We start from the raw sequence: 23,736 nt of genomic DNA on the forward strand, positions 1-23,736 counted from the left end.
TCAAAGAGTTTGCTCCCGGCCACTAGGACCGGGATACGTACATAAGCCTATGGGTTATTAGTACTACTCAGCTACATACATTACTGCACTTACACTTATAGCCTATCAACGTGGTGATCTTCCACGACCCTTTAAAGAAATCTCATCTTGTGGTGGGTTTCGCGCTTATATGCTTTCAGCGCTTATCCCTTCCCGACGTAGCTACTCTGCAGTGCCCCTGGCGAGACAACAGATACACTAGAGGTCAGTCCAACTCGGTCCTCTCGTACTAAAGTCAGATCCACTCAAATTTCTAACGCCCACAGCAGATAGAGACCGAACTGTCTCACGACGTTCTGAACCCAGCTCGCGTGCCACTTTAATGGGCGAACAGCCCAACCCTTGGGACCTTCTCCAGCCCCAGGATGTGACGAGCCGACATCGAGGTGCCAAACCCCCCCGTCGATGTGAGCTCTTGGGGGAGATCAGCCTGTTATCCCCGGAGTACCTTTTATCCTTTGAGCGATGGCCCTTCCATGCGGAACCACCGGATCACTATGCTCTACTTTCGTACCTGATCGACCTGTATGTCTCTCAGTCAAGCTCCCTTATGCCATTGCACTCTACGCACGGTTACCAAGCGTGCTGAGGGAACCTTTAGAAGCCTCCGTTACTCTTTTGGAGGCGACCACCCCAGTCAAACTACCCACCACGCACTGTTCTCATTGCTGAGTTAGGCTCTAGATAAGCAAAGGGTGGTATTTCAAGGATGACTCCACAACGCCTAGCGACGCTGCTTCAAAGTCTCCCACCTATCCTACACATTACTTATCCAAAGTCAATACGAAGCTATAGTAAAGGTTCACGGGGTCTTTTCGTCCCGCTGCGGGTAATCGGCATCTTCACCGATACTACAATTTCACCGAGCTCATGGCTGAGACAGTATCCAGATCGTTGCACCATTCGTGCAGGTCGGAACTTACCCGACAAGGAATTTCGCTACCTTAGGACCGTTATAGTTACGGCCGCCGTTTACTGGGGCTTCATTTGATTGCTTCGCCGAAGCTAACAACTCCACTTAACCTTCCAGCACCGGGCAGGTGTCAGGCCTTATACATCATCTTTCAATTTAGCAAAGCCCTGTGTTTTTGATAAACAGTCGCCTGGATCTTTTCACTGCGGCCAACATTGCTGTTGGCGACTCTTCTCCCGAAGTTACGAGTCTATTTTGCCTAGTTCCTTAGCCATGAATCTCTCGAGCACCTTAGAATTCTCATCCCAACTACCTGTGTCGGTTTACGGTACGGGTTCTTATAACCTGAAGCTTAGAGGTTTTTCTTGGAAGTTTTTAGGCACACTATCCACGCATCCGAAGACTTGTGGTACTATCACACTTCAGCTAAACCGGCGGATTTGCCTACCAGTCTAATACCTAAATGTTTCAACGAACTATTCCGTCAGTTCGCGGTGCTTTCACTACTCCGTCACCCCATCGCAGTTATAAGAAGTACAGGAATATTAACCTGTTGTCCATCGACTACTCCCTTCGGATTCGCCTTAGGTCCCGACTAACCCTCAGCTGATTAGCATCGCTGAGGAAACCTTAGTCTTTCGGTGAGGGGGTTTCTCGCCCCCTTTATCGTTACTTATGCCTACATTTTCTTTTCTATACGTTCCAGCATGCCTCACAGCACACCTTCAGCACATATAGAATGCTCCCCTACCACTTTAATAAGTCCATAGCTTCGGTAATATGTTTATGCCCGATTATTATCCATGCTCGACCGCTCGACTAGTGAGCTGTTACGCACTCTTTAAATGAATGGCTGCTTCCAAGCCAACATCCTAGCTGTCTGGGCAGTCAAACCTCGTTTTTTCAACTTAACATATATTTGGGGACCTTAGCTGATGGTCTGGGTTCTTTCCCTCTCGGACATGGACCTTAGCACCCATGCCCTCACTGCTGAAAAACATTTTATAGCATTCGGAGTTTGTCAGGAATTGGTAGGCGGTGAAGCCCCCGCATCCAATCAGTAGCTCTACCTCTATAAAACTTTTATTCAACGCTGCACCTAAATGCATTTCGGGGAGTACGAGCTATTTCCGAGTTTGATTGGCCTTTCACCCCTACCCACAGGTCATCCAAAGACTTTTCAACGTCAACTGGTTCGGTCCTCCACTGTGTGTTACCACAGCTTCAACCTGCCCATGGGTAGATCACTCGGTTTCGCGTCTACTACTACTAACTAATCGCGCCCTATTCAGACTCGCTTTCGCTTCGGCTCCGATCCTTAAAATCTTAACCTTGCTAGTAACAGTAACTCGTAGGCTCATTATGCAAAAGGCACGCCGTCACACAGTTAATGTGCTTCGACCGCTTGTAGGCGTACGGTTTCAGGTTCTCTTTCACTCCCTTACTTAGGGTTCTTTTCACCTTTCCCTCACGGTACTAGTTCACTATCGGTCTTTCAGGAGTATTTAGCCTTACCGGATGGTCCCGGTGGATTCATACAGGATTACACGTGTCCCGCACTACTCAGGGTACTGCTATATCCTCTTCGATTACCTGTACGAGACTATCACTCTCTTCGGTTCGTCTTTCCAAACGATTCCAGTTCTCTTAGATTCTAATGTCGCAGCCCTACAACCCCAATATTGCCGTAACAACATTGGTTTGGGCTAATCCGCGTTCGCTCGCCACTACTAACGGAATCACTTTTGTTTTCTCTTCCTCTGGTTACTTAGATGTTTCAGTTCACCAGGTTTGCTCACCCGAAGGTGTGACATGTCTTCAACATGACGGGTTGCCCCATTCGGAAATCTACGGATCATAAAATATGTGCTTCTCCCCGTAGCTTATCGCAGCTTATCGCGTCCTTCATCGCCTCTGAAAGCCTAGGCATCCTCCATACGCCCTTATTTAGCTTATTGTACTTTTTGCTCTAGCTTTACGCTAGAACGAGCTCTTTATAATTCTTGTTCTTATAAAAATATTTCGTTAGATATTATCTAACTCTCTATCTTGATTCTTTACGATATCATTTTACCAATATGTCAATGAACGTTGTGGCGAGTCGCCACTGACAAGTAATTAAACTTGTTAGTCACAATCTGCCTGCAATACTCTTGAAGATAATATTACTTATCTCCAGGCATCGCCTGGTGGAGAATATCGGAGTCGAACCGATGACCTCTTGCGTGCAAGGCAAGCGCTCTAGCCAGCTGAGCTAATCCCCCATCTCTTTTAGTTATGAGTTATTAGTCGTTAGTTATTAGTTGGTGTGAGTTTAACTTAAAACTTAGCACTCAACACGTAAAACCAAATCCCTCAACTTCTAAAATTTCCTTTAACTAAAATCTTTCAATTCTTTAATCATTCAATCTTTGAATAATTTGTAGTCTCGGGCAGACTCGAACTGCCGACCTCTACATTATCAGTGTAGCGCTCTAACCAGCTGAGCTACGAGACTTTTTTTAGCCTGTAGTTTGTAGTCTTTAGACGTTAGTTATACAACTAACTACTATCGACTAAATACTAATGACTCCTTAAGATCTTAGTCTATTTTTAAAATTAACAGCAAAGAGTAAAATTAACCTCTTATGTAACTCACCATCTTTCTCTAGAAAGGAGGTGTTCCAGCCGCACCTTCCGGTACGGCTACCTTGTTACGACTTAGCCCTAGTTACCAGTTTTACCCTAGGCAGCTCCTTGCGGTAACCGACTTCAGGCACCCCCAGCTTCCATGGCTTGACGGGCGGTGTGTACAAGGCCCGGGAACGTATTCACCGGATCATGGCTGATATCCGATTACTAGCGATTCCAGCTTCACGGAGTCGAGTTGCAGACTCCGATCCGAACTGTGATATGGTTTATAGATTCGCTCCAACTCGCGTTGTGGCTGCTCATTGTCCATACCATTGTAGCACGTGTGTAGCCCAGGACGTAAGGGCCGTGATGATTTGACGTCATCCCCACCTTCCTCACGGTTTGCACCGGCAGTCTCGCTAGAGTCCTCAGCTTTACCTGCTAGCAACTAACGATAGGGGTTGCGCTCGTTATAGGACTTAACCTGACACCTCACGGCACGAGCTGACGACAACCATGCAGCACCTTGTAAAGTGTCCGAAGAAAAAGGTATCTCTACCCCTGTCACTCTACATTTAAGCCCTGGTAAGGTTCCTCGCGTATCATCGAATTAAACCACATGCTCCACCGCTTGTGCGGGCCCCCGTCAATTCCTTTGAGTTTCAATCTTGCGATCGTACTCCCCAGGTGGGACACTTATCACTTTCGCTTAGTCACTGAATTTGCACCCAACAACTAGTGTCCATCGTTTACGGCGTGGACTACCAGGGTATCTAATCCTGTTCGCTCCCCACGCTTTCGTCCATGAGCGTCAGTATATACGTAGTAGACTGCCTTCGCAATCGGTATTCTAAGTAATATCTATGCATTTCACCGCTACACTACTTATTCTATCTACTTCCGTATAACTCAAGTCAACCAGTATCAAAGGCAGTTCCATAGTTAAGCTATGGGATTTCACCTCTGACTTAATTGACCGCCTGCGGACCCTTTAAACCCAATGATTCCGGATAACGCTTGCACCCTCCGTATTACCGCGGCTGCTGGCACGGAGTTAGCCGGTGCTTATTCTTACAGTACCGTCAAGGTCGTACACGTACGACTGTTTCTTCCTGTATAAAAGCAGTTTACAACCCATAGGGCAGTCTTCCTGCACGCGGCATGGCTGGTTCAGAGTTGCCTCCATTGACCAATATTCCTCACTGCTGCCTCCCGTAGGAGTCTGGTCCGTGTCTCAGTACCAGTGTGGGGGATAATCCTCTCAGACCCCCTACCTATCGTTGCCATGGTAAGCCGTTACCTTACCATCTAGCTAATAGGACGCATAGTCATCTTGTACCGATAAATCTTTAACTAAATTGTGATGCCACATCTCAGTATTATGGAGTATTAATCTTCATTTCTAAAGGCTATCCTCCTGTACAAGGCAGATTCTATACGCGTTACGCACCCGTTCGCCGGTCGTCAGCGGTGCAAGCACCCTGTTACCCCTCGACTTGCATGTGTTAAGCCTGCCGCTAGCGTTCATCCTGAGCCAGGATCAAACTCTTCATTGTAAAATCTTTAATTATTTTAAATGTTAAGTTCCAAAAGAATTTTTTCGGTAATCTTTTAGATTATCCGTGGTAATTCTACTCTTTTAATTACGCTGTCAATTTCAATATTTTCAATGAACGTGGCGAGTCGCCAATAACAAGCCTTAAACTCATCTCTTTAACTCAACCTTCTTGTAGAAACACTAGACTCGAACTAGTAGCTTATCGCTTTCCAAAATCTCTCTGATCGTAACCGCTCTCTTAAAGCGGGTGCAAACATACAAACTCTTTTTATTCTGACAAAAACTTTTTTGAAGTTTTTTTTCGTTTGTTTACTGCACTATTTTAATGAACTCTACCACCAAAATCGGACTGCAAAGATACTACGTTTAATTTTAATAAAACAAGAAAAAATTAAACTATTTTTTAACCTTTTCTTGATGTATCCTACACCCTATTTTAATGAACTCTTGCTAACTTATTAGCTTACCGCCTTTCCGTTTGCGGGTGCAAATATAGATACCTTTTTCATTATAACAAGTACTTTTTTTACCTTTTTTAAAAACCTTTTTTTAATACTTTAAAAATTAATGCTTTACATACGGAAGTTCTTCTGATGTGTGGTTAACTATTAATTCAAACGAACAATTATATATAATATATGTATTGATAAGCAATCTCACGTCTGTATGTTTACTTTAATAAACCATAAATCTAATGAGAGATATTGTTTTAAAAATATTATTATCTGGAGTTAATGCTAAAAAAACAAGTATATACTGAAAGTAACTCAATAAACTATAAGTATACACAAAAAAAAACGAGGAATAAAAGTCCTCTTTTTCTTAATAGTTTGCACTGTTGATTTGGTAATTATATTACATTAAAACACCTCTTTTAGCTTCAATTGCAGATAGTAAATCTGTTTCGCCTAGTATTTCTTTCAAATCAATTTCAATAACCCTACATAGCGAAAGCATAGGGATATCATTAGCCATACCAGAAAAAGGGTTTTCAGAGTAATCTCCTACCAGTTCCATAGCTACATAAATCCATCCTATTAAAGCTACCACAGGTATTGATATCCAAAAACCAAACTGTCCCACATTCATCATTTCAGGTATCATACTAAATGATAAAAATGCGATAAATATACCTACAAAATAACGGCTCATATTAGCATATTGTCTTGCAACGGAAATTTTTTGATACGCTCATTTCGACCTTGTAATTCATAAAATGTTCTTAAAACATCTTCCATTCTCATGTGACGAAAGTCATCAATAACATTCTCTTTTCTTAATTGAGTTAAATCTCTTGATTGTTCATTAATAATTTGGGTTGCAGTATTGGTTGCATTTATTAATCTTTCATACTCTTCAGGTTGCAAAAAGACATCTAGATTACTTTTGGTTTGTTCATCATCTATTAAACCTACCCCAAAATACTTTTGGAACCTTTCGGCAGTTTTTCCAAAATGACCTGATTGATTGATATGTTCCCAAGACGTAGGAACTAATAATTGGCTACGGTGTGCATACAACCACGCTATATGGCGATAAATTAGTCTTTTCTTTATTTCTTTTAAATCTTCATCAGAAACGGTCGAATTAGCAAATTGATTCGTAATAAAACCATCAACCATCATCGCCCAAGTACGACTATCATTAACAATACCTCCCCATATTTTACGTGCTTCCCATAATCTATCATACGATTGATTGTTTTTGAAACCTACATAAAACGCTACATCTGTACCAATAACCTATACAGGAACCCACGGAATTTTGAATGTAATAACATTGAAATGGTACAATAATGCAATACCTCCCATTAATGGTATCAGCCATAAAAAATGCTGTCCTGTAAGTTTTAATAAACGAATAAACCCTATATTCTTTGTAACAATCATACTTCAAAAATTATTTTTTAGCAAGTGTATTGATGTCTTTATTTGAAAGGTAATTTGTGTCTAAATCAAAAAAGAGTGAGTTTATCATAGCCAAACCAATATTAGTTGATGTTGTCACACCGCTTATTTTTTTAAGCAATGGAAACAACGGACTTATAATGATATATGTAGTATTTAACCATCCTGTTCTTGATTTTGTTCCTTTTTCAAGAATGATAATGCCAGGTCTGAACATATAGACTTTTTTAAAACCCTTTTGTAAGATATAACTCTCTGTTTTCCCCTTGACTCTTGTCCACATTACTTTTCCTTTTTCAGAAGTATCTATACCAGCTCCTGAAATATAATTAAAAACCATATTGGAGTTACTATTATAAATTACATTCGGATGTACAATCGATAGATGGTCTTATAGTAGATTCATTTGGAGGGCTACTTCCTCTCTCGCCTTGGAAAATTGAAATTTGGTTTGAAAGAAAAAAAATAGCGAAAATTCCGTTTAACGAACTCCTAAACTCTACTACTCTTTTCCCTTTATATAATGTTGAAAATTTAAACACTCCTATTAGTTTTTGATAAAGGAATTTACCTAAAAGAGCTAATTATTGAATGCATCGGCACCTATAACTTTGGTTCTAGTAGCTTTGATACAGCCAAGCCAACGTAACCTTTACACTCTTAAACTCTGTATTTACTGAAAAACCACTAATTTTCAATACTTCTTATCGAAACAAAAACTTTGAAAAAGTAAAAGATAATTATTTAATTAGGCATTGGGAAATTGTAGTTATTTAAAACACACTACCCCTTTAATTTTTTCATTTTATAATAATGAAGTTTAGCAGTGCAAAACATTTACCCCCTACCCCCCTAAAACACAAAAAAGCCTTGAAAATCAAAAGATTAACAAGGCTTATTGTGATCGCGACAGGAACATATCCTAATCGCTGTATACCTTATAAACTCTATGATTTTTGATAACTAAAATTTAAGTGTAACCGAATTACGCACTTAAACATTGGTGGTAAATAGTGATTTTTATTTGTCTAATTACCTAGTAAATTTAAGAATTATACTATTCAAAAGCAACTAAATAGAGCTTAATAATATTACCTTAATCGGTAATGTATTCTACTATTAACTCCTCTTCTATCCCACTATATTCTGCAAATTCTTTTATCGTTACAAACTGGTAAGATTCTTTTCCAAAGTAATTTCTTATGTCATTTAAAAGCTTACGCCCGTAGCGTTCACTACGTCCTGTGATACGTTGAATATCTTTTGGGTATATGCACACTCTTTTTAGATTCATACTGCTTTATATATGCTTTATCCATACTTAAACTATACCTCATCTATTTATGATGGTGATGATAATCCGTTGTTAAAATGTTGGTAACACGCACGTGTTATCAATATTTTAATGACGTTTTTGGTTGTATCGGTATCGATGACCAAAAACGGCATCCTATTTTTTTCTGGGAAACATAAAGTTACGTGATTTGAATTAGTAATCAAAAAACGAATTATTATGGCAAGACAAACAGGAATTTTTAAACTAAAAGGAACTATCGGAGGTATTTCTTTTTACAAAACAAGTGACGGATACCTAGCTCGTGAAAAAGGTGGCGTTGATGCCAATCGCATTGCTAATGATCCTGCGTTTCAGAGAACGCGTGAAAATGGGTCTGAATTTGGACGTGCTGGTAAAGGTGGTAAGCTGTTGCGAAATGCTATTCGTATTCTTTTGCAAAACGCAAAGGACAAACGTGTGGTTTCTCGTTTAACTAAAAACCTTGTTGCTGTTACCAAAACCGACTCAACAAATGAAAGAGGTTTACGAACAGTTCAAGATGGGGATTTAAGCTTATTAGAAAGCTTTGAATTTAACTTGAACGGAAAGTTAGGAACTACTCTTTTTGCTGCTTTTGCAAATGCTTTTGACCGTGTATCTGGAGAAGCAACGTTAACTATCGATGCTTTTTCTCCGACTGTTAGAATTGCAGCTCCTACTGGAGCAACGCATTTTAAAGTAGTAATGGGAGCTTCTGAATTGGATTTTGAGAATGAAACCTCAACTTTTGAGCATGATGAAACTACTATTTTACCTTACACAGCAGCTGATACTGCAGCAATCGCTTTAACAGCCTCTTTGACTGCAAACTCTACCTTACCTGTTGTGCAGGTTCTTGGTATTGAGTTTTATCAGGAAGTAAACGGTCAAATGTATGCTTTAAAGAACGGAGCTTACAATGCTTTGGCTGTTGTGATTGTTGACACTCCTTAATTATGGAGTTAGTACTGTATAGAGCCTATTATAAAGAGGGTACCAACGGTACTCTCTTCATTTGGACTACGCTCAATGAACGTGCTCAAAATAGATTTCTTTGCTATACTATTGAATTGCCCTGGAACAATAACAAACGAAATATTTCTTGTATTCCTGAAGGGAAGTACGAGATTGAACCTCGTTTTTCAAAACGTTTCAAACATCACCTAATCTTAAAGGATGTTATAGGAAGAAGTTTGATTCTATTTCATCCCGCTAATGATGCTTTAAAAGATTTAGAGGGTTGTATTGCTCCGGTTACTTATCTCACTGGTATTGGAAAAGGACTCTACTCAAAGGGTGCTATGCAGCAATTATTGTCTTTAGTATATCAAGCTAAAGAAAGAAATGAAACTGTTTTATTAACTATTAAATCTCAAAATTATGAACATTGTAGAACGTTATAAAAAACCGACTCCTAAGTTTTTCAAGACTTTACGTAATATAGGTATTGCTTTGGCTACAGCTGGCGGTGCCATTATCGCTGCTCCAATTGCTATGCCCGCTGTGATTGTAACTATTGCAACTTATATGACGGTTGCAGGAACTGTTGCTACTGCAGTAAGTCAAGCCGTTGTAAAAGATGAGGAAATCCCTAAAGAAGATGCTGAGCATGGACCATAATACAAAAGCGGGTATTATTGGAGGCACTCTTTTATCTTCTATTGTAAACATTGGTGTAGAAGATATCATTACAACTGTAATTTTAGCCATTATTGGAGCTGTTGTCAGTTTTAGTGTATCCGCTTTTCTTAGGTGGTTATCTAAACAACTCAAATTTTAATTTAAACCGAAAAAGGAAAGAGAAAGCGAAGAACATCAAGCACGATAGTGCTTACTTTTGCTTCCTCTTTCCTTTTTTACTTTAATAAACACCCTTATTACTGGAAACAGTTCTTCACTGTTATATGTAAAAACATATAATTCTATCGAAAAACATTAAATTATATCTAAATACATATAATCACCGTATTAATACATTTTGTAAAAACCTCATCATGGATTCTTTCTTTTGGAATACTTTTTTGTTATATTTAGATTCAAAATCTATCAAATATTATGGCAAAATTCGAAGTTTATCAAGATTCAAAATCTGAATATCGTTTTAGATTAAAAGCAAGCAATGGTCAAAAAATTTTAGCAAGTGAAGGATATACTGCTAAAGCAAGTTGTATGAATGGTATAGAATCCGTTAAAACCAATTCGCAAGATGATAGCAAATTTGATCAAAAAGTATCTAGTAACGGTAAGCATTATTTTAATTTAAAAGCTAGTAATGGTCAAGTTATTGGAACTAGTGAAATGTACGAGAGTTCTTCAGGTATGAAAAACGGAATTGAATCTGTAAAAACAAATGCTCCTAAAGCACCCGTTGAAGAAGTATAATTAAGAGTATATTTTCAGGGGCTGAATGACGTAAGTGTACGTAATTTTTAAAGTTCAGCTAGGAGAAATAAATAAAGGACGTTTGTAACGTTCTTTTTTTATGCGCGGTGTTGAGGTGTATAGAGCGTCTGCCTTCTAAGCAGATGCTCTATATACCGCAGACACATGGAGGACTTTAAAAATTGCTGGAACTTACACCGCTAAAAGGGTCCTTCGACTACGCTCAGGATACACTTGGGGAATTGTGGCTCCCTTGTTTGTTAGTGAAATGAAACCAACAAAGACTTGAGGTAAGGAATACTTGGATTCTACGATTATTCTCTGAACAGGCTTAACGAAAGTTTTGTGCAGCTTGAATGAGCTAACAATTAAACACTTCTTCCTTTTGGTTTTGGAAAATCTAACTCTAAATGACGATATAAACTTCTCATTTTAGCACGCCATTCAATACCTGTGGTTATCCAAGTTTTACTATTGGGAACAGTTTCGATTAAATCGTTTGAATGATTTGGACGCGATGACTTTCCTTGTTTAGGGTTATCAAAATCTAACAATAAGTGTGGGTTTTGAATCGGGTTTACTTTGCCATCTAAATCGAATATCGTTTTATCTTCTTCTGAATTGTAACGTTCTTGTTTCGTTGCTAAATCTTTAAACAATTCGATAAGGTTATTATTATCTGTAATATAGTTTAAATCGTAAATATCTTTTTTTGCTAATCGACTTGATGCACTGATTAATTTGAAGACTGCAATATCTTTTGTTGAAATTAAACGGATACCATTAATTGTATCAGTATCATATATTAATTTCATGTTTTGTAATATTTCTACTTTAATAGTAGTCCCATCAGGTTTTGATATAAAAGTTCTTAAAAAGATATATTGATCGTTAATTTTACAAGGGTAATCAATCCCTAATAAATTATCTCCGTAAAATTCTTTGAGTTCTTTTTCTATGTTTTTCAAATCCGTTAAAACCTATAATTTCACTACAAAATAAATCGATATCGATTGACTTTCGATGGTTATATCGAATTGCTAAATTGGTACCACCGCCTAATGCAAATTTTGATAGACTTGGTAAGTTTTGTAATTCTTTAATGGTTTCTATAAGTACTTTGGAAACAGCACTCATAATTTGTAACGATAAAAAACAGGAACGTTGTAATGTTTAGCAACTAACTCACAAACGGCATTACTAATTCGTTCTTTGGTATTTTGTAAGACTGATAAAATATCTTGAAATGAATACAAGTTTTCTAATTTGGCTATATCGTTTTTAAACGTAGCCTTGGTTGTCGCATACAAAGCTCTTGGGATTATAATCTCTTTATCTTCTTCTAAAGATAATTTACTATAATCCATATCCCAAAATAAGTGTTTTGGAAATGTATTCGCTATGTTACTATTTGTTTTCACCTATTGTACCTAACGGTTTTATAGTACAAAGATAATCAAAAAATGTTCCAAATACTGTGAATATATCCTTTACTAACTCTTATGTACTCATGAATAGCCCTAAATACTATTTATAGTTACCATTTAAAGCGTTAGAAGGCGGGCTATTTAGTTCGTGTCATTATATTTTTTATATTAAGGTACTCATGAATAGCCCTAAATACCATTTATAGTTACTATTTAAAGCGTTAGAATGCGGGCTATTTTACATAATGGAGTTATGGCTACCTGGAGTTTACGGAAAAGTACCATAACTGCGTGTTATGTAACTTAGCTTTGGGTAGTTTTTGGTGTGAGCGTTGGCAACAGCTTTTTACTTTTTTATTGTACCTATTTATTAAAATACAAAAGTGTAAATAAAACAAGTAATATGCTGTGTGAGAATTGCAACCAAAAACTACAAGTGCGTTGGCGAGCGGAACAACACAAAAGATATTTCGACTACGCTCAATACAGGCTATGGGTTTTTGCTTTTTCGCAAAAAACTGGGTTTTGGGTTGTGTGGAAAATATATTATTCTACTTCTTCAAGGAATTTAGCAGCTTTTTTCTCAATAATTTTGTCTGCAACTAAATTGGATTCTTCAGGATGAATTACAGAAATTAATTCGTTGTAGCGAACAGATTCCCAAAGTTTATGCTCTTTACTTCCAATATTTTCTGGCTCTTCAGAAATTAAATAGAAATTATTATCCTTTAAAGATTTGTTGTACTTACTTGTTAAGGAAGATATTAAAGTGAAATAATGGCTTATATCTTTATCTAAACTTTGTGCCGATTTATCAAAAGGCAATGATTTAGCACCAATTAATGAACCGTTTAATCCTATACAATCCATTTCGTAAGAGAAATAAATAGAAGGAAATGCCTCTGGTTTAAACTTGTAATGCGTGTGTACCTTTTTATCAACTTTATTAATTAGTTTTCTTTCTATTAATTCTATTGAGCGGTATAACTGAAAATTATATTCTTCTTTAAGGTACTTATAAAGTGACTCATTAAATAAGAAATTGATTAGCTTTTCAAAAGCTACATCATTCATTTCTTCATATAAAGGTTTCGGTTTAGAAAACTGAATTATACCGTTGGAATAATTACTTAAATAATCAAAATAAGATATTTCAGAAAGTTTATCGAATTTGTAAAATAACTTTAGTTCTTCCTTATCTGAATTTACCGTATTACACTTTTCGATAATTTGATTGACAATGAAGTTTATATTCACATTCTTATCATCAAGTAGATTATTGGCTAATCTTTTTTTCTTATCCGAAAAATAAGTACGGAACTTTTTACCATCAAACAAAAGCATTCCTATTGCTACAGAATCTTCTGTTGCAATGTTTGGGGACAACTTTAATATGGAATAAAAACTATTCATCTGCTATTTTCTATTCTTTTTAAAAGGACAGATGTAACATCTAAATTATCCTTTACTTTTTGATTAAAACCCTGTAATTTATTTATAATTTTCTTTTTTCTGTAATGATAACATTTTTTGAGGTGATACCACAGGTAAAATCATACCTTGCATATTGGTGTTTGAAAGTCTTTCAAAAATAATACCTCTTGCTGTTGAAAAGCTAATACCTAAAAGAGTTGCGATGAGTACTCCTGTAAAGATAGGTGAATTATCTTCTTTTAACTCGTAGTAATTGGTTAATTCTTCAATTTTAAAATGAAAATCAAAAACAAAATGAGCTTTAGCATCTGATGTTACTTCATCGTGAATTAAATCTATAAACAACCCTATTTTAACCCTTTCATCTTTCAAATTATGCATTGTGGTTTGGGCAATATTTATTTTAAAGTTGTTGTCTCCTTTTTGAGCAACATCTTTAATAGAGCTTTCCACAATATTTATGTGAAATAGGTGTATTCTTTCTGGGTCTATTTTAACCTCTTTATTCATTAACTTGCTGCACTATAGTTTGTTTCTTCATAATCATTGATAGCATCTTCCATACCACCACCTGGAATAGAACCTAAATAAACGTATTCAATTTCTTTTATAGGTTCAATATTAATTAAATTAATATCTAAAACCTCTTCCATTTTTGTAATACTCTTTAGGGTGAGATTATGCAAACCAGACAACCACTTTGATACTTCAGAAGGCGATTTACCTAACATTTCTGCAAATTGCTTTTTCTTGATACCACGTTCTTTTAAAACAGCGCATACCTTTTCTGTTATAGCCAAGTTTCTTTCAATGAATCTGTCTATTTCAGTATTTTGATTAGCTTCTAACCAATTGTCTAATATGTTGTTTTTTGGAAATTCCATAGTTAATAATAGAGTTTAAAGTTTTTATCACAATCAATTAAAGTACAATCATCATTCCAAACTATATCTTGATTTTTGAATGCTTCATCAATTGCTTTTGTAAGTTGATTAGCCAATAAGAAATGTGGTTTCACATTAGGGCAGTCTTGGGCGTTGTTAGCCGTTTTAATATCTCCACTAAACAAAAAGACTACGTGCTCATTGGCTCGTAAACAATACAATCTTAATGTGTTGTTTTTCTTTTTGCCATTTTCGATATAATACGGTTTTCTGTCTTTGCCCACAGGTGGTAATGCTGAAGTATCTGCGGTATAAGCTTCATTTCTGAAAAAACGGTTTTGTGCTCCATACTTTTTCCCAATTACTTGTAACCATTTTAAAATATGGTAAAGTTTGTTCTTGTTATTTAGCTCGTGCCTTTTAACAAACTCTTCGTACAAGGTCTCTTTATTATCGTTTAATACAACAGAGTAATATGCTACTTTATTATACTTAAACAATGGTTTTATGTGTGCAAAGTTATTCACTTATAAGTTAAATTACAAATATTTTTCACTTTTAAGTTAATTTTATGATGGATTATTGGTACTTCTCTTGTGGTTCTGCTGCTTGGTTAATATGCTCTTGTGCTTCTTTAACGGTTACTTGACCATTCATTAACATAGGTAATAACCAATCTCTTAATTCTGCTAATTTTTGGTTTTCTTGCAGGTTCTTTTGCTTTTTAGCGTGTAATGGTTTTACCTTTTGGTAGAACTTTTCTACGATGTTTTTTTGAGGGAAAACGGTTTTATAATTAGTTACAAAGCTCTCGAATAATAGGTTTTTGATACCGCTTGTTTTACCTTCCCAACCAAATAATACGCCTGCATCATATAGTCGATTCCACTGGTAAACGAAATTATATAAATAGGTTTCGTCTTTTAATGTAACTGCTTTACAGAAATTTGAGCAGATTAATGGATTCTCAAAACGCTCTAAAGTTTCTTGTGTTATAAAAGCCATTCTACCTGTAGACTGCGTAGGGCTACCTCCAGATATTTCAATTATTAAATCACCGTGTTCTAAAAGTTTATGGGTGTTTTTTTCTAAAATAAAACGTTCAGGTGCTTTTACCTCTCCATTACCATTTAAACCATTAATATCTGCGCCACGAATACAAGACACTTTTTCTGTATAATTACCTTGTTTTGATTCTTTACCCCAATCTCCACTTTTATCATTTTCTATCCAATCTGCAATGGTTTTATCTTTCCAACCTTCAGGTATTTCTTTATTAAGGTTTTTATTATACAACATCTTACCACCTGAAGCTTTATATGGTTTTCCGTTTGCATCAGGAAAATCGAACTGTACAAACCAATAGTCATAAATGGTTTTAGCGAGTGCTTCTAATTCTTCGTTGATTTTGTTGTTGACTTCTATTTTAGCATCTAAATCCGATAAAATCTTAGCGATTTGATTTTGAACTTTAATGTTAGGAAATGGTACTTCTAATTTTTTAATACCATCCTGAGAAAGATTATCTCTCGCGGAACCAGTACTTACACCTACAAGATATTTATAAAGAGTGTCCAAATAATACTTTAAAAAGAATGAATTAAAATTACTATTTGGATAAATACCACATACCGCTTGATTAGTTGATGCTTGGATTCCTAATTTACTTACTCTTCCTGCAGTTGCACCATATAAAGCAATAAGAATTGTATCTACAGGAAAAATTTTGGCACTTGAGTTGTCTAAACCTTTTTTAGTTATAAATTTTTGAGGTGAATTAATTACATTTTGTCCTACTTCACCACTATTTATCCAAGGTATATTACCTCTTTCATAAAATTCTTTATTAGAGCTTAAAGGTGTTCCACCAGAACCTGTTTTGGTAATAGAACCAATAGTTTTTAAAATCCATCCTTTTGGTATAACTCTTCTCCTAAAAACTACTTTACTCATAATTTAACTCCTTTAAATTATTTTGAATTTCATTTTCCAATATTTCACTTTCGGTAAACAAATTTTCTAAATTTGTTTCAAAACCTTTTAATTTGATCTCAAATTCATCCGCTGTAATCTCTACATATTCAATTTTGACTTCAAAATATTGACCTGCACTTAAAGAATAGTTTTTTGTTTTAATTTCATCATAGTTTACCTCTACAGAAAAATCTTCTTCTGCTTTTTTATTGTTAAATGTATCAATAATAAATTGCTCTTCTTTTGCACTTAAAACCGTTTTTTGATTTTTCCCTTCTTTTACTTTGGTTCCTAAATTTGAAGCATCAATCAATACAACTTTATCCGTATTGTTTTTATCTAAAAAAATGATGGAAACGTTAGTTCCAGTTGTAGCGAAAATATTAGAAGGCATAGTTACCACACCTGCCAACATTTTGCTTTCCACCATCTTTTCTCTTATTTTTAAATCAATACCTGATTGTTTCGTAATAAAACCAGTTGGAACAACAATAGCCGCTTTCCCTGTTTTGGTTAAACTGTGCATAATATGCTGTAAAAACAAACTATAGATAGCCATTGATTCCTTTTTCTTTTTAGGAATGTTTGGTATGCCTGCAAAAAAGCGTTCGTTATTTTCTTTACTATCTAAATCGTCTCTATACTCGCTAAAATCTAAATTGAATGGTGGATTAGATACTATGTAATCGAACTTTTGTAATTGACCGTTCTCATCTTTATGATAGGGTGCTAAAATGGTATTACCACGTACTACATTTTGTAACGAGTGCACTAAATTGTTAAGGATTAAATTTAAGCGTAATAGCTTCGATGATTTTTTAGATACATCTTGTGAGTAGATGGTACATTTATCCTCACCAATAGCGTGAGCCAAATTCATTAATAATGTACCTGAACCTGCGCTTGGGTCATAACAAGTTACATCTTGTATGTTATCTTCGGTTACCAAAATAGATGCCATAATTTTAGCGACTGCGTGAGGTGTGTAATACTCTGCATACGTGCCACCGCTATCGTTATTATAGTCTTTGATTAAATACTCGAAAATAGTAGCGTAGAAGTCATATTTTTCATTGAAAATGTGCTCGAAGCTAAAATCAACTAATTGGTTAATAACTGCTTTAGCAAATGCGTTTCTATCGCCTTCATCAATTTTTTCGCTAATTCTTTCAAATAAAGGTTCTTTTGAGCCACTTGTAGTTACTACTGAGAAAATATCATTGTTTTGAACGGCAATATCCATTAAGGTGTCATCAAAAGTCAATGCGAAATCTGATTTATTTTGGTTGCCGAATAAATGTGATATAAAATGATGTGGTTTTAAAACTGCTGTATCGGCACTTAACTTTAAGGTTAGCATTTCGTATTCTTCCTCACTTAATTGCTCAATTGCTTTTTGCCAATTATCGGCTTTAGCCAATTCAGGATTTAGTTGCTTTACCTCGTAGGCAAATTTATCATTTAAGAATTTGTATAAGAATGTTTGGGTAATGATAATGTATTCATCACCGCTATTTCCTAAACCATAATTAGAACAGATCCCTTTAAGACTGTCTATAAGGTTTTTTACTTGTGTTTGAAATTGTACTGTTGTCGTCATTTAATCAACTCTCTACTATTAGGCTGTTCGCCCGTGAAATTCATTGGTATATTCTTGTACTACTAAATTGTTTATGAATTTAGAAGTCTCTGGATTTAATTTAATTTTGTTTTGATTGACAAATTGATTGATTATCAATTTTATCATCATCTTATCTAAATAGCCCTCGTTTTGTAACAAGCGACTGTTTTGTATCACTTGAAGGTCTGCTTCATTTTTGACCGATTGTAAGGCTTCAAATAATTGGCTTTCTCTTTGGGTTAAACCGCCTTTTTCTACTATACGTTTGTGAATACGACAGTATTTAGGGTCGTTATTATATTTTGCTTGTAATAGTTTGTTTTGTCTGTTTAACTCTAATATTTTGGCGTGTATTTCTTTTAAAGCACCAATATTGGCTTTCATTTCGTCTTGAGTGACTTCGTTTAGTTTCTTCTTTTTAAACAAACGTTCTAATTCATCGTACAAACTTACAAATTCAGGGTCTTTTTTATCAAAATTACTTGCTAATTCTTCTCTTGTTTTACGCAATGTATCTTTCAATTGGTCTGCTAAGATTAGTTCTTCTTCCCCAACCTTATTAAACATAAACACTACATCTTCTAAGGCTACATTTAATAGATTTGTAGTATCTATATTATTTTCTAATGCTTCCTTTTGGTTTAGTAGTTGTAAGTGATTATTAGCTTCTCTATATAACACTGATAGCTTTTTAAAATCTACTTTTTCTAATAACTCATAATGCCCAAATAAACGAATTAAATTGTATAGACTTTTAGCATTACCTAAAGCCTTAACCAAACCTAACATTTTTTTACGGTCTGAGATTTGAGAAATTTGTTGTGAGAAGTTCTCAGCGTTTAAGGTATCATAATGAAATAATATCTCTTTTATATCTGCTATTTCTTCTTGTATTTCTTCTTTAGATTTAAAGATGTTGGAATAATGCTCCATTTCATCACCTAAAACCTCTTGAAGCTCTTCAAAGTAATCTTTATTAGTTTTATCAAACTCTGCTTTAATATCTGCAAAATCGACTACAAAACCATATTTATAATCTTTATATGTTCTGTTTACTCTGGTTAAGGTTTGTAATAGATTATGTTTTTTAATTAAACGACCTATGTATAATTTCTTTAACCTTTTAGCATCAAAACCTGTTAATAACATATTGTACACAAAAAGAAAATCTATTTTACCATCTTTAAAATCTTCTACTTCTTGTTTACGTTCCTCTTTAGTACCTATGTCGTGAAGAATTAAAGCTGCTTTTTTAACCTTATAGCTTTCTCTTTTTTTATCTCCATAAGATTCTCTTTCTTCTGCAACTTTGTCTAAAACAACAGCATCACTATCGCTATATTTGCTATTGAATATTTCAAATAGCATTTTAGCTTGATCTGAACTATCACATACTACCATAGCACCAACTGAATTGTCATCATAAGTTAAACGGAAGTTTTCAAAATCCTCTACGATGTAATCCAGCATAGGTTCTGCAAATCTTCTGTCTGCAAATATTTTCTTTTTGGATATATCGCCTTGTAATACTTCAATTTCTTTTAACGCATTTTCAAGTACCATTTTATAATTAGAGGCTATTTCCTCTCTAATCAATTTAAGAGTATAACCATCTGCAATAGAGGCGTTGTAATAGTACTTGTGTATATAATCGCCGAATAAAGATTTAGAATTATAATCGTTACCCAATAACGGTGTTCCGGTTAAACCAATCTTGATAGCACTTTTATCTGACTGCTCTAAATTTGCTAAAAAACTACCTTTAGGATTGTAACTTCTATGTACCTCATCTAAAAAGTAGATTCTTTGAATATTAATGTCGTAGTCTTGTTCGGTTACAATTTGAGCATCTTCAGAAAACTTTTGGATATTAACAACTGTAATTTCAGCATTACCTCTTTCATTATGAAGTGCTGCTTTAGATTTAATATCTTTTACAAATTCATCCCTTGAATTAACTGTATGTACCGTTAAACCTCTACTTGCAAATTCTCTTTTAGATTGAATTAATAAATCTAATCTATCTACGATAAAATAGAATTTAGGTATGATGTTTTGTTTTTGAAAATAGTCAGTCAAAAACTTAACGTTGTAGTATGTTAGAGCTGTTTTTCCGCTTCCTTGTGTATGCCAAATAATACCTTTGCGAGTGCCTTCGTTTAACTTGTTTTCTATTGCTTTGGTGGCAAATAGTTGAGGATAACGCATAATATGCTTTTGTATGCCTGTACTCTCATTTACATAGGCTATGGCATATTGCAATACAAAAGATAAGCGGTCTTTTGAAAATAAAGATGTTGATACTCGATTGGTTGGTGAATTAGGGTTTTTATTGGTTAAAAACTCTGGTGAGTGTTTGATAATAACCAAATTATTGTCCTTTAATATTTCATTTTCAATATTATCATTTTCAGGTAATAATAAGCTATCTAAATTGAAAGTTTCTTCTTCTCTGAAATAGTTAAATACTGGTTTATGGTATGATGGTGACGCATAAAACACCCCTTGAACAGTATCTACATCATCACTATCGTATTCCATATTATTAGAGAATACCATTAGTTGCGTGATGTTTACAAAGCGTCTAAATTTTTTATTTTGGAAACGTCTAATAATTCTATTACGTTCATCTATAATGCCTTCTTTATTATTTGGCTTTTTAACCTCAATAAACACTAAAGGCAAACCATTGATTAAAAGAATAATATCGGGTCTAAAGTTTTCATCACCATTTTTATAGGTCAGTTCAGTAACTACATTAAATGTGTTGTTTTCAAAATTATCGAAGTCAATAATTTTATGTCCTGTCTTTTGAATTAACCTATCATAAAAGCCTTTTCCTAAATCTTCGTTGTCTAAAAGTAATGATACATCACTTAATAAACGTTTAGCTTCGTCTTCTTCTAAATCGTGATTTATTTTCTGTATGCTTTTTATAAAAACATCTGTAAAGATGTTTGTTTCTTCATTCCAAACCGCATTTTTAAGAGATAAGTATTTATAACCTAATCGAGTAAGGTGTAGTATAGATGGTATTTTGACCCTTGAATCTTCGTTGAATTTCATTGCTTTTTTTGATTTACTTAACCTCTATATAGAGCTATAAAAATATAAATCTTTTTTTAGGTAATTAGGAATATTTCCATGTTTAAATTTAGTTTAGAATTTTAATTCTAATTGTTTCGCTCTATTTTCTATCAGTGCTATTAAAGTGCTTTTATTTTCCTCACTTAAAAAGCTACAGGCAATTAATTCTTGCCATTGCTGCATGCCTTTTTCTATACGATTCCATAGGTTTTCAATTGCCTTTGCAGGGATTTGTGCTTTGGACATAGCTTCGTTAAAATCTAGACGTTTAATTTTTCGCTTTTTACCGTTGAGGTTTAGTGCCAACTCTTCTTGATCTTCCGGAATTAATAATTTAACCGCTACCATATCATAGGCTGGAGCCAATTTATAGTTTTTACTGTCGTTAGCTATGAGTGAAAAGTTTTTTAAATGCATATCGTTATTTCCAATGAGGAAAGAAACAATAACTTGCTCATAAAATTTTACGGCATCCAGTAATGGGTTTTGGGCATAGGTTATAATGCCTTTTGCAATTTGCTCGTAAGATCCACGATATTTATGCTCTGTGAGTCGCTCTGTGAATTGACAAGCATCTTCCATTGGGTACTTTTCGTTATTGGTAGTGCGATCTATGCGTTTGGTTAAATAGGCTAAAGCACCATCCTTAAGAGGTATTAATAAAAAGGGTACTGTTGCTATTCCACAAGCTTGTGTTAATAACATAGATAACGCTTCAATTTCCGGCATTTGTGGATACATTTGAAATGGTGGTTTTAAAATATACCTGCCATTTAATGCACCTACAATGGTCAAGCGATTTTGAGCATTTTCTTGGATGAACCCTAATGATAATTTTGGTTGTACGCCTGTAACAATAATACGCTGCGCTACGTTTTCTTTTGCGAGTGCTTCGATTTGAGATAGCTCATAGTCTAATTTTAGCACAGGTGTGTCTTCTTGCCAAAATGTAATTAGGCAGTTTTGATGGTAGTTTATATCGCTATCTTCTAATTTTTTATGACATGCTAAACAATAGTTCATACTTTCTCTATAATGCTAATATTACCAATACAATCTCTACAGGTGGTTAGTAATAAGCCCATGCGATCTCTTGGATTTATTTTCCAATTTTTATGTGCAATGTCCAATAACCAACCTTCCGGAATTAAACCATCGAAGAAAGGGAATAGGTATTCGGCACTAAACGGTTCTTCTTGTAATGGTAAGGTTAAACTGACTGCTAATCTGTTTTCATTTTCTAGATATGCTTTTTCATATTGGAAAAGATAGCCGTTATCGTCCTCGGTTAATATACCAGCTAACGTTTTATTTACCCATATTTCTCCTTGTCTCATCGCTTATAGGTGTTGGTGTTAGTGTGTGTCCAAAAAATAAAAGAACCTGATTTACTTTATCGGTCATTACATTTGGTTTTCCCTGTTCGAGTTCGCGTACAAAACGCAAGCCTACACCAGTGAAGTCTGATAACTCTACTTGTGTTAGATTTGCTTTTTTACGTCTATCCCTTACAAATTGGGCTATGGTGTTTTCTCTATCCCATTCCATTATATTATACCTTTATGGGTACAATATAGGGAATTATTTTACAATTATACCTTAAAGGGTGTAAACTTTATAATTATATTGTGTTTATACCTTTAAGGGTGTAGTTATGTAAGGAATCACTTGTTCACTGCTTTAACGTGTTCATTGACAATGAACATCAAAGAATAATGAACACCGACATCAATTATGTTTGAAAAGATTAAATAATTACCTTCGTTTGTCTTTTGATTTATTGCTAAAGGCGATTAGATTAAACGATTCTCTTAATCTGGTTCTTACTCGATTGCCATAAAAATATTCTAGTTCTGATGCAGACAGGTTGGTGGTGAGATGTGTCTTGACTTTTTTACTAATAAATAGATCGTAGCGACTTAAAAGAATTTCTCCCATCACATTACATTCGTTGCCGAAGTATTTTAAATTATTTTCAGTACCAAGATCGTCAAAGCAGATGATGCCTACTTTGGATTGATGCAAACTTGGCTTGCTATATCTGTTAATTACTTGGTAACCTTCATTAATGAATTCGAAACTCACTTCTCTACCGGATTTTACATAGTATTTATTTTGAGGAGTTGCCAAATATTTCATCAGAGTCACTAAGGTTGTTTTACCGCAACCAATAGGACCAGAAAGCAGAATCCCTTTTTCTAAATTGATGTTGAGTTGACGTGCTATTTCTTCATCACCTGTGCAATACGCCATGAGTTTATGAATGATGGTTATGTCTTCATCATAAATTTTGATGTGAATGCCAAATAGTTCTTGTCCTTTAGATTCTAGCCATTTGGTTGCTTTATGATAATTAAAATATGAATTCATTCTTGTGGTTTTATAAATAATTCATTCTTTTTTGCATTGCCCAAAAAAGAAACAAAAAACGCTAGTCTTAAATCTTCGGCGGTCAATTACGTTTTCTACGCCTAAAAGAAAAATAACTCACTTCGCTCAAACAACTTTTCTTTTTTAACGGCGTTTTTAAACTATTGACGCTCGCCTGCCAGATTCTATGACGGGTTTAGATTCTGACTTAT

24 protein-coding genes, 2 tRNA genes and 2 rRNA genes are annotated in these 23,736 nt (G+C 35.0%); 5 read left to right on the plus strand and 23 right to left on the minus strand.

Annotation, left to right across the window (positions count from 1 at the left end; all coding sequences use genetic code 11):
• Positions 1-37: 37 nt before the first annotated feature.
• From ACR9ES_RS04380 to ACR9ES_RS04420, 9 genes are all read right to left on the minus strand, one after another.
• Positions 38-2,910: ribosomal RNA gene (locus ACR9ES_RS04380) — 23S ribosomal RNA — on the minus strand.
• A gap of 229 nt (positions 2,911-3,139) precedes the next feature.
• A tRNA-Ala gene (locus ACR9ES_RS04385) sits at positions 3,140-3,216 on the minus strand.
• Positions 3,217-3,375: 159 nt separating this feature from the next.
• A tRNA-Ile gene (locus tag ACR9ES_RS04390) sits at positions 3,376-3,449 on the minus strand.
• 154 nt (positions 3,450-3,603) lie between these two features.
• Positions 3,604-5,121: ribosomal RNA gene (locus ACR9ES_RS04395) — 16S ribosomal RNA — on the minus strand.
• The 16S and 23S rRNA genes sit together here with 2 tRNA genes alongside, the layout of an rRNA operon.
• 857 nt (positions 5,122-5,978) lie before the next feature.
• The gene (locus tag ACR9ES_RS04400; protein WP_435255245.1) at positions 5,979-6,275 is read right to left on the minus strand and encodes a bestrophin family ion channel; all 297 of its coding nucleotides are present in this window, start codon (positions 6,273-6,275) and stop codon (positions 5,979-5,981) included.
• Complete coding sequence (locus ACR9ES_RS04405) at positions 6,272-6,862, minus strand: bestrophin family ion channel (protein WP_435255625.1); 591 nt, start codon at positions 6,860-6,862, stop codon at positions 6,272-6,274. The genes ACR9ES_RS04400 and ACR9ES_RS04405 overlap by 4 nt, the downstream gene beginning before the upstream one ends.
• 3 nt (positions 6,863-6,865) lie before the next feature.
• Positions 6,866-7,012: a hypothetical protein gene (locus tag ACR9ES_RS04410; protein WP_435255246.1), complete on the minus strand. Its 147-nt coding sequence runs from the start codon at positions 7,010-7,012 to the stop codon at positions 6,866-6,868.
• 10 nt (positions 7,013-7,022) lie between these two features.
• A complete protein-coding gene (locus ACR9ES_RS04415; RefSeq protein ID WP_435255247.1) occupies positions 7,023-7,370 on the minus strand; it encodes a hypothetical protein in 348 nt (115 codons plus the stop codon).
• A 756-nt stretch (positions 7,371-8,126) separates the two neighbouring features.
• Positions 8,127-8,324 carry a hypothetical protein gene (locus tag ACR9ES_RS04420; protein ID WP_298997459.1) on the minus strand — a complete coding sequence of 66 codons (198 nt, stop codon included), beginning with the start codon at positions 8,322-8,324 and terminating at the stop codon, positions 8,127-8,129.
• A gap of 219 nt (positions 8,325-8,543) precedes the next feature.
• Between ACR9ES_RS04420 and ACR9ES_RS04425 the strand changes: the two genes are divergently transcribed.
• The 5 genes from ACR9ES_RS04425 (at position 8,544) to ACR9ES_RS04445 (ending at position 10,727) form a co-directional block, all read left to right on the plus strand.
• Positions 8,544-9,299: a hypothetical protein gene (locus ACR9ES_RS04425; RefSeq protein WP_435255248.1), complete on the plus strand. Its 756-nt coding sequence runs from the start codon at positions 8,544-8,546 to the stop codon at positions 9,297-9,299.
• 2 nt (positions 9,300-9,301) lie between these two features.
• The gene (locus tag ACR9ES_RS04430; protein WP_298997465.1) at positions 9,302-9,748 is read left to right on the plus strand and encodes a DUF5675 family protein; all 447 of its coding nucleotides are present in this window, start codon (positions 9,302-9,304) and stop codon (positions 9,746-9,748) included.
• A complete protein-coding gene (locus tag ACR9ES_RS04435) occupies positions 9,726-9,965 on the plus strand; it encodes a hypothetical protein (RefSeq protein ID WP_435255249.1) in 240 nt (79 codons plus the stop codon). The genes ACR9ES_RS04430 and ACR9ES_RS04435 overlap by 23 nt, the downstream gene beginning before the upstream one ends.
• Complete coding sequence (locus tag ACR9ES_RS04440) at positions 9,955-10,125, plus strand: hypothetical protein (protein ID WP_298997471.1); 171 nt, start codon at positions 9,955-9,957, stop codon at positions 10,123-10,125. Before ACR9ES_RS04435 ends, ACR9ES_RS04440 begins: the two co-directional genes overlap by 11 nt.
• A gap of 275 nt (positions 10,126-10,400) precedes the next feature.
• The gene (locus ACR9ES_RS04445) at positions 10,401-10,727 is read left to right on the plus strand and encodes a YegP family protein (protein WP_298997474.1); all 327 of its coding nucleotides are present in this window, start codon (positions 10,401-10,403) and stop codon (positions 10,725-10,727) included.
• A 368-nt stretch (positions 10,728-11,095) separates the two neighbouring features.
• Here ACR9ES_RS04445 and ACR9ES_RS04450 read toward each other — a convergent pair whose 3' ends face one another.
• From ACR9ES_RS04450 to ACR9ES_RS04515, 14 genes are all read right to left on the minus strand, one after another.
• Positions 11,096-11,695, minus strand: coding sequence for a hypothetical protein (locus ACR9ES_RS04450; protein WP_435255250.1), 600 nt, complete (start codon positions 11,693-11,695; stop codon positions 11,096-11,098).
• Positions 11,652-11,864: a nucleotidyl transferase AbiEii/AbiGii toxin family protein gene (locus ACR9ES_RS04455; protein WP_435255251.1), complete on the minus strand. Its 213-nt coding sequence runs from the start codon at positions 11,862-11,864 to the stop codon at positions 11,652-11,654. Before ACR9ES_RS04455 ends, ACR9ES_RS04450 begins: the two co-directional genes overlap by 44 nt.
• On the minus strand, positions 11,861-12,148 hold the full coding sequence (locus ACR9ES_RS04460) for a DUF6922 domain-containing protein (RefSeq protein WP_435255252.1): 288 nt from the start codon (positions 12,146-12,148) through the stop codon (positions 11,861-11,863). Before ACR9ES_RS04460 ends, ACR9ES_RS04455 begins: the two co-directional genes overlap by 4 nt.
• 552 nt (positions 12,149-12,700) lie before the next feature.
• Entirely contained in the window at positions 12,701-13,567 is an 867-nt protein-coding gene (locus ACR9ES_RS04465; protein WP_435255253.1) for a DUF3037 domain-containing protein, read from the minus strand.
• 78 nt (positions 13,568-13,645) lie between these two features.
• Entirely contained in the window at positions 13,646-14,098 is a 453-nt protein-coding gene (locus ACR9ES_RS04470) for a hypothetical protein (RefSeq protein WP_435255254.1), read from the minus strand.
• Positions 14,098-14,472: a helix-turn-helix transcriptional regulator gene (locus tag ACR9ES_RS04475; protein WP_316982116.1), complete on the minus strand. Its 375-nt coding sequence runs from the start codon at positions 14,470-14,472 to the stop codon at positions 14,098-14,100. Before ACR9ES_RS04475 ends, ACR9ES_RS04470 begins: the two co-directional genes overlap by 1 nt.
• 2 nt (positions 14,473-14,474) lie before the next feature.
• Complete coding sequence (locus tag ACR9ES_RS04480; RefSeq protein WP_435255255.1) at positions 14,475-14,972, minus strand: hypothetical protein; 498 nt, start codon at positions 14,970-14,972, stop codon at positions 14,475-14,477.
• A gap of 79 nt (positions 14,973-15,051) precedes the next feature.
• On the minus strand, positions 15,052-16,425 hold the full coding sequence (locus tag ACR9ES_RS04485) for a restriction endonuclease subunit S (RefSeq protein ID WP_435255256.1): 1,374 nt from the start codon (positions 16,423-16,425) through the stop codon (positions 15,052-15,054).
• Positions 16,418-18,046: an HsdM family class I SAM-dependent methyltransferase gene (locus ACR9ES_RS04490; RefSeq protein WP_435255257.1), complete on the minus strand. Its 1,629-nt coding sequence runs from the start codon at positions 18,044-18,046 to the stop codon at positions 16,418-16,420. Before ACR9ES_RS04490 ends, ACR9ES_RS04485 begins: the two co-directional genes overlap by 8 nt.
• An 18-nt stretch (positions 18,047-18,064) precedes the next feature.
• A complete protein-coding gene (locus ACR9ES_RS04495) occupies positions 18,065-21,133 on the minus strand; it encodes a type I restriction endonuclease subunit R (RefSeq protein ID WP_435255258.1) in 3,069 nt (1,022 codons plus the stop codon).
• A 93-nt stretch (positions 21,134-21,226) separates the two neighbouring features.
• Positions 21,227-22,177: a HipA domain-containing protein gene (locus ACR9ES_RS04500; protein WP_435255259.1), complete on the minus strand. Its 951-nt coding sequence runs from the start codon at positions 22,175-22,177 to the stop codon at positions 21,227-21,229.
• Positions 22,174-22,491 carry a HipA N-terminal domain-containing protein gene (locus ACR9ES_RS04505; protein ID WP_435255260.1) on the minus strand — a complete coding sequence of 106 codons (318 nt, stop codon included), beginning with the start codon at positions 22,489-22,491 and terminating at the stop codon, positions 22,174-22,176. The genes ACR9ES_RS04500 and ACR9ES_RS04505 overlap by 4 nt, the downstream gene beginning before the upstream one ends.
• On the minus strand, positions 22,463-22,702 hold the full coding sequence (locus ACR9ES_RS04510) for a helix-turn-helix transcriptional regulator (RefSeq protein WP_435255261.1): 240 nt from the start codon (positions 22,700-22,702) through the stop codon (positions 22,463-22,465). Before ACR9ES_RS04510 ends, ACR9ES_RS04505 begins: the two co-directional genes overlap by 29 nt.
• A gap of 207 nt (positions 22,703-22,909) precedes the next feature.
• Positions 22,910-23,524 carry an ATPase gene (locus ACR9ES_RS04515; protein WP_435255262.1) on the minus strand — a complete coding sequence of 205 codons (615 nt, stop codon included), beginning with the start codon at positions 23,522-23,524 and terminating at the stop codon, positions 22,910-22,912.
• Positions 23,525-23,736 lie beyond the last annotated feature (212 nt).

Origin of the sequence: Tenacibaculum sp. A30 (assembly GCF_051200845.1) — a bacterium.
Lineage (GTDB): Bacteria > Bacteroidota > Bacteroidia > Flavobacteriales > Flavobacteriaceae > Polaribacter.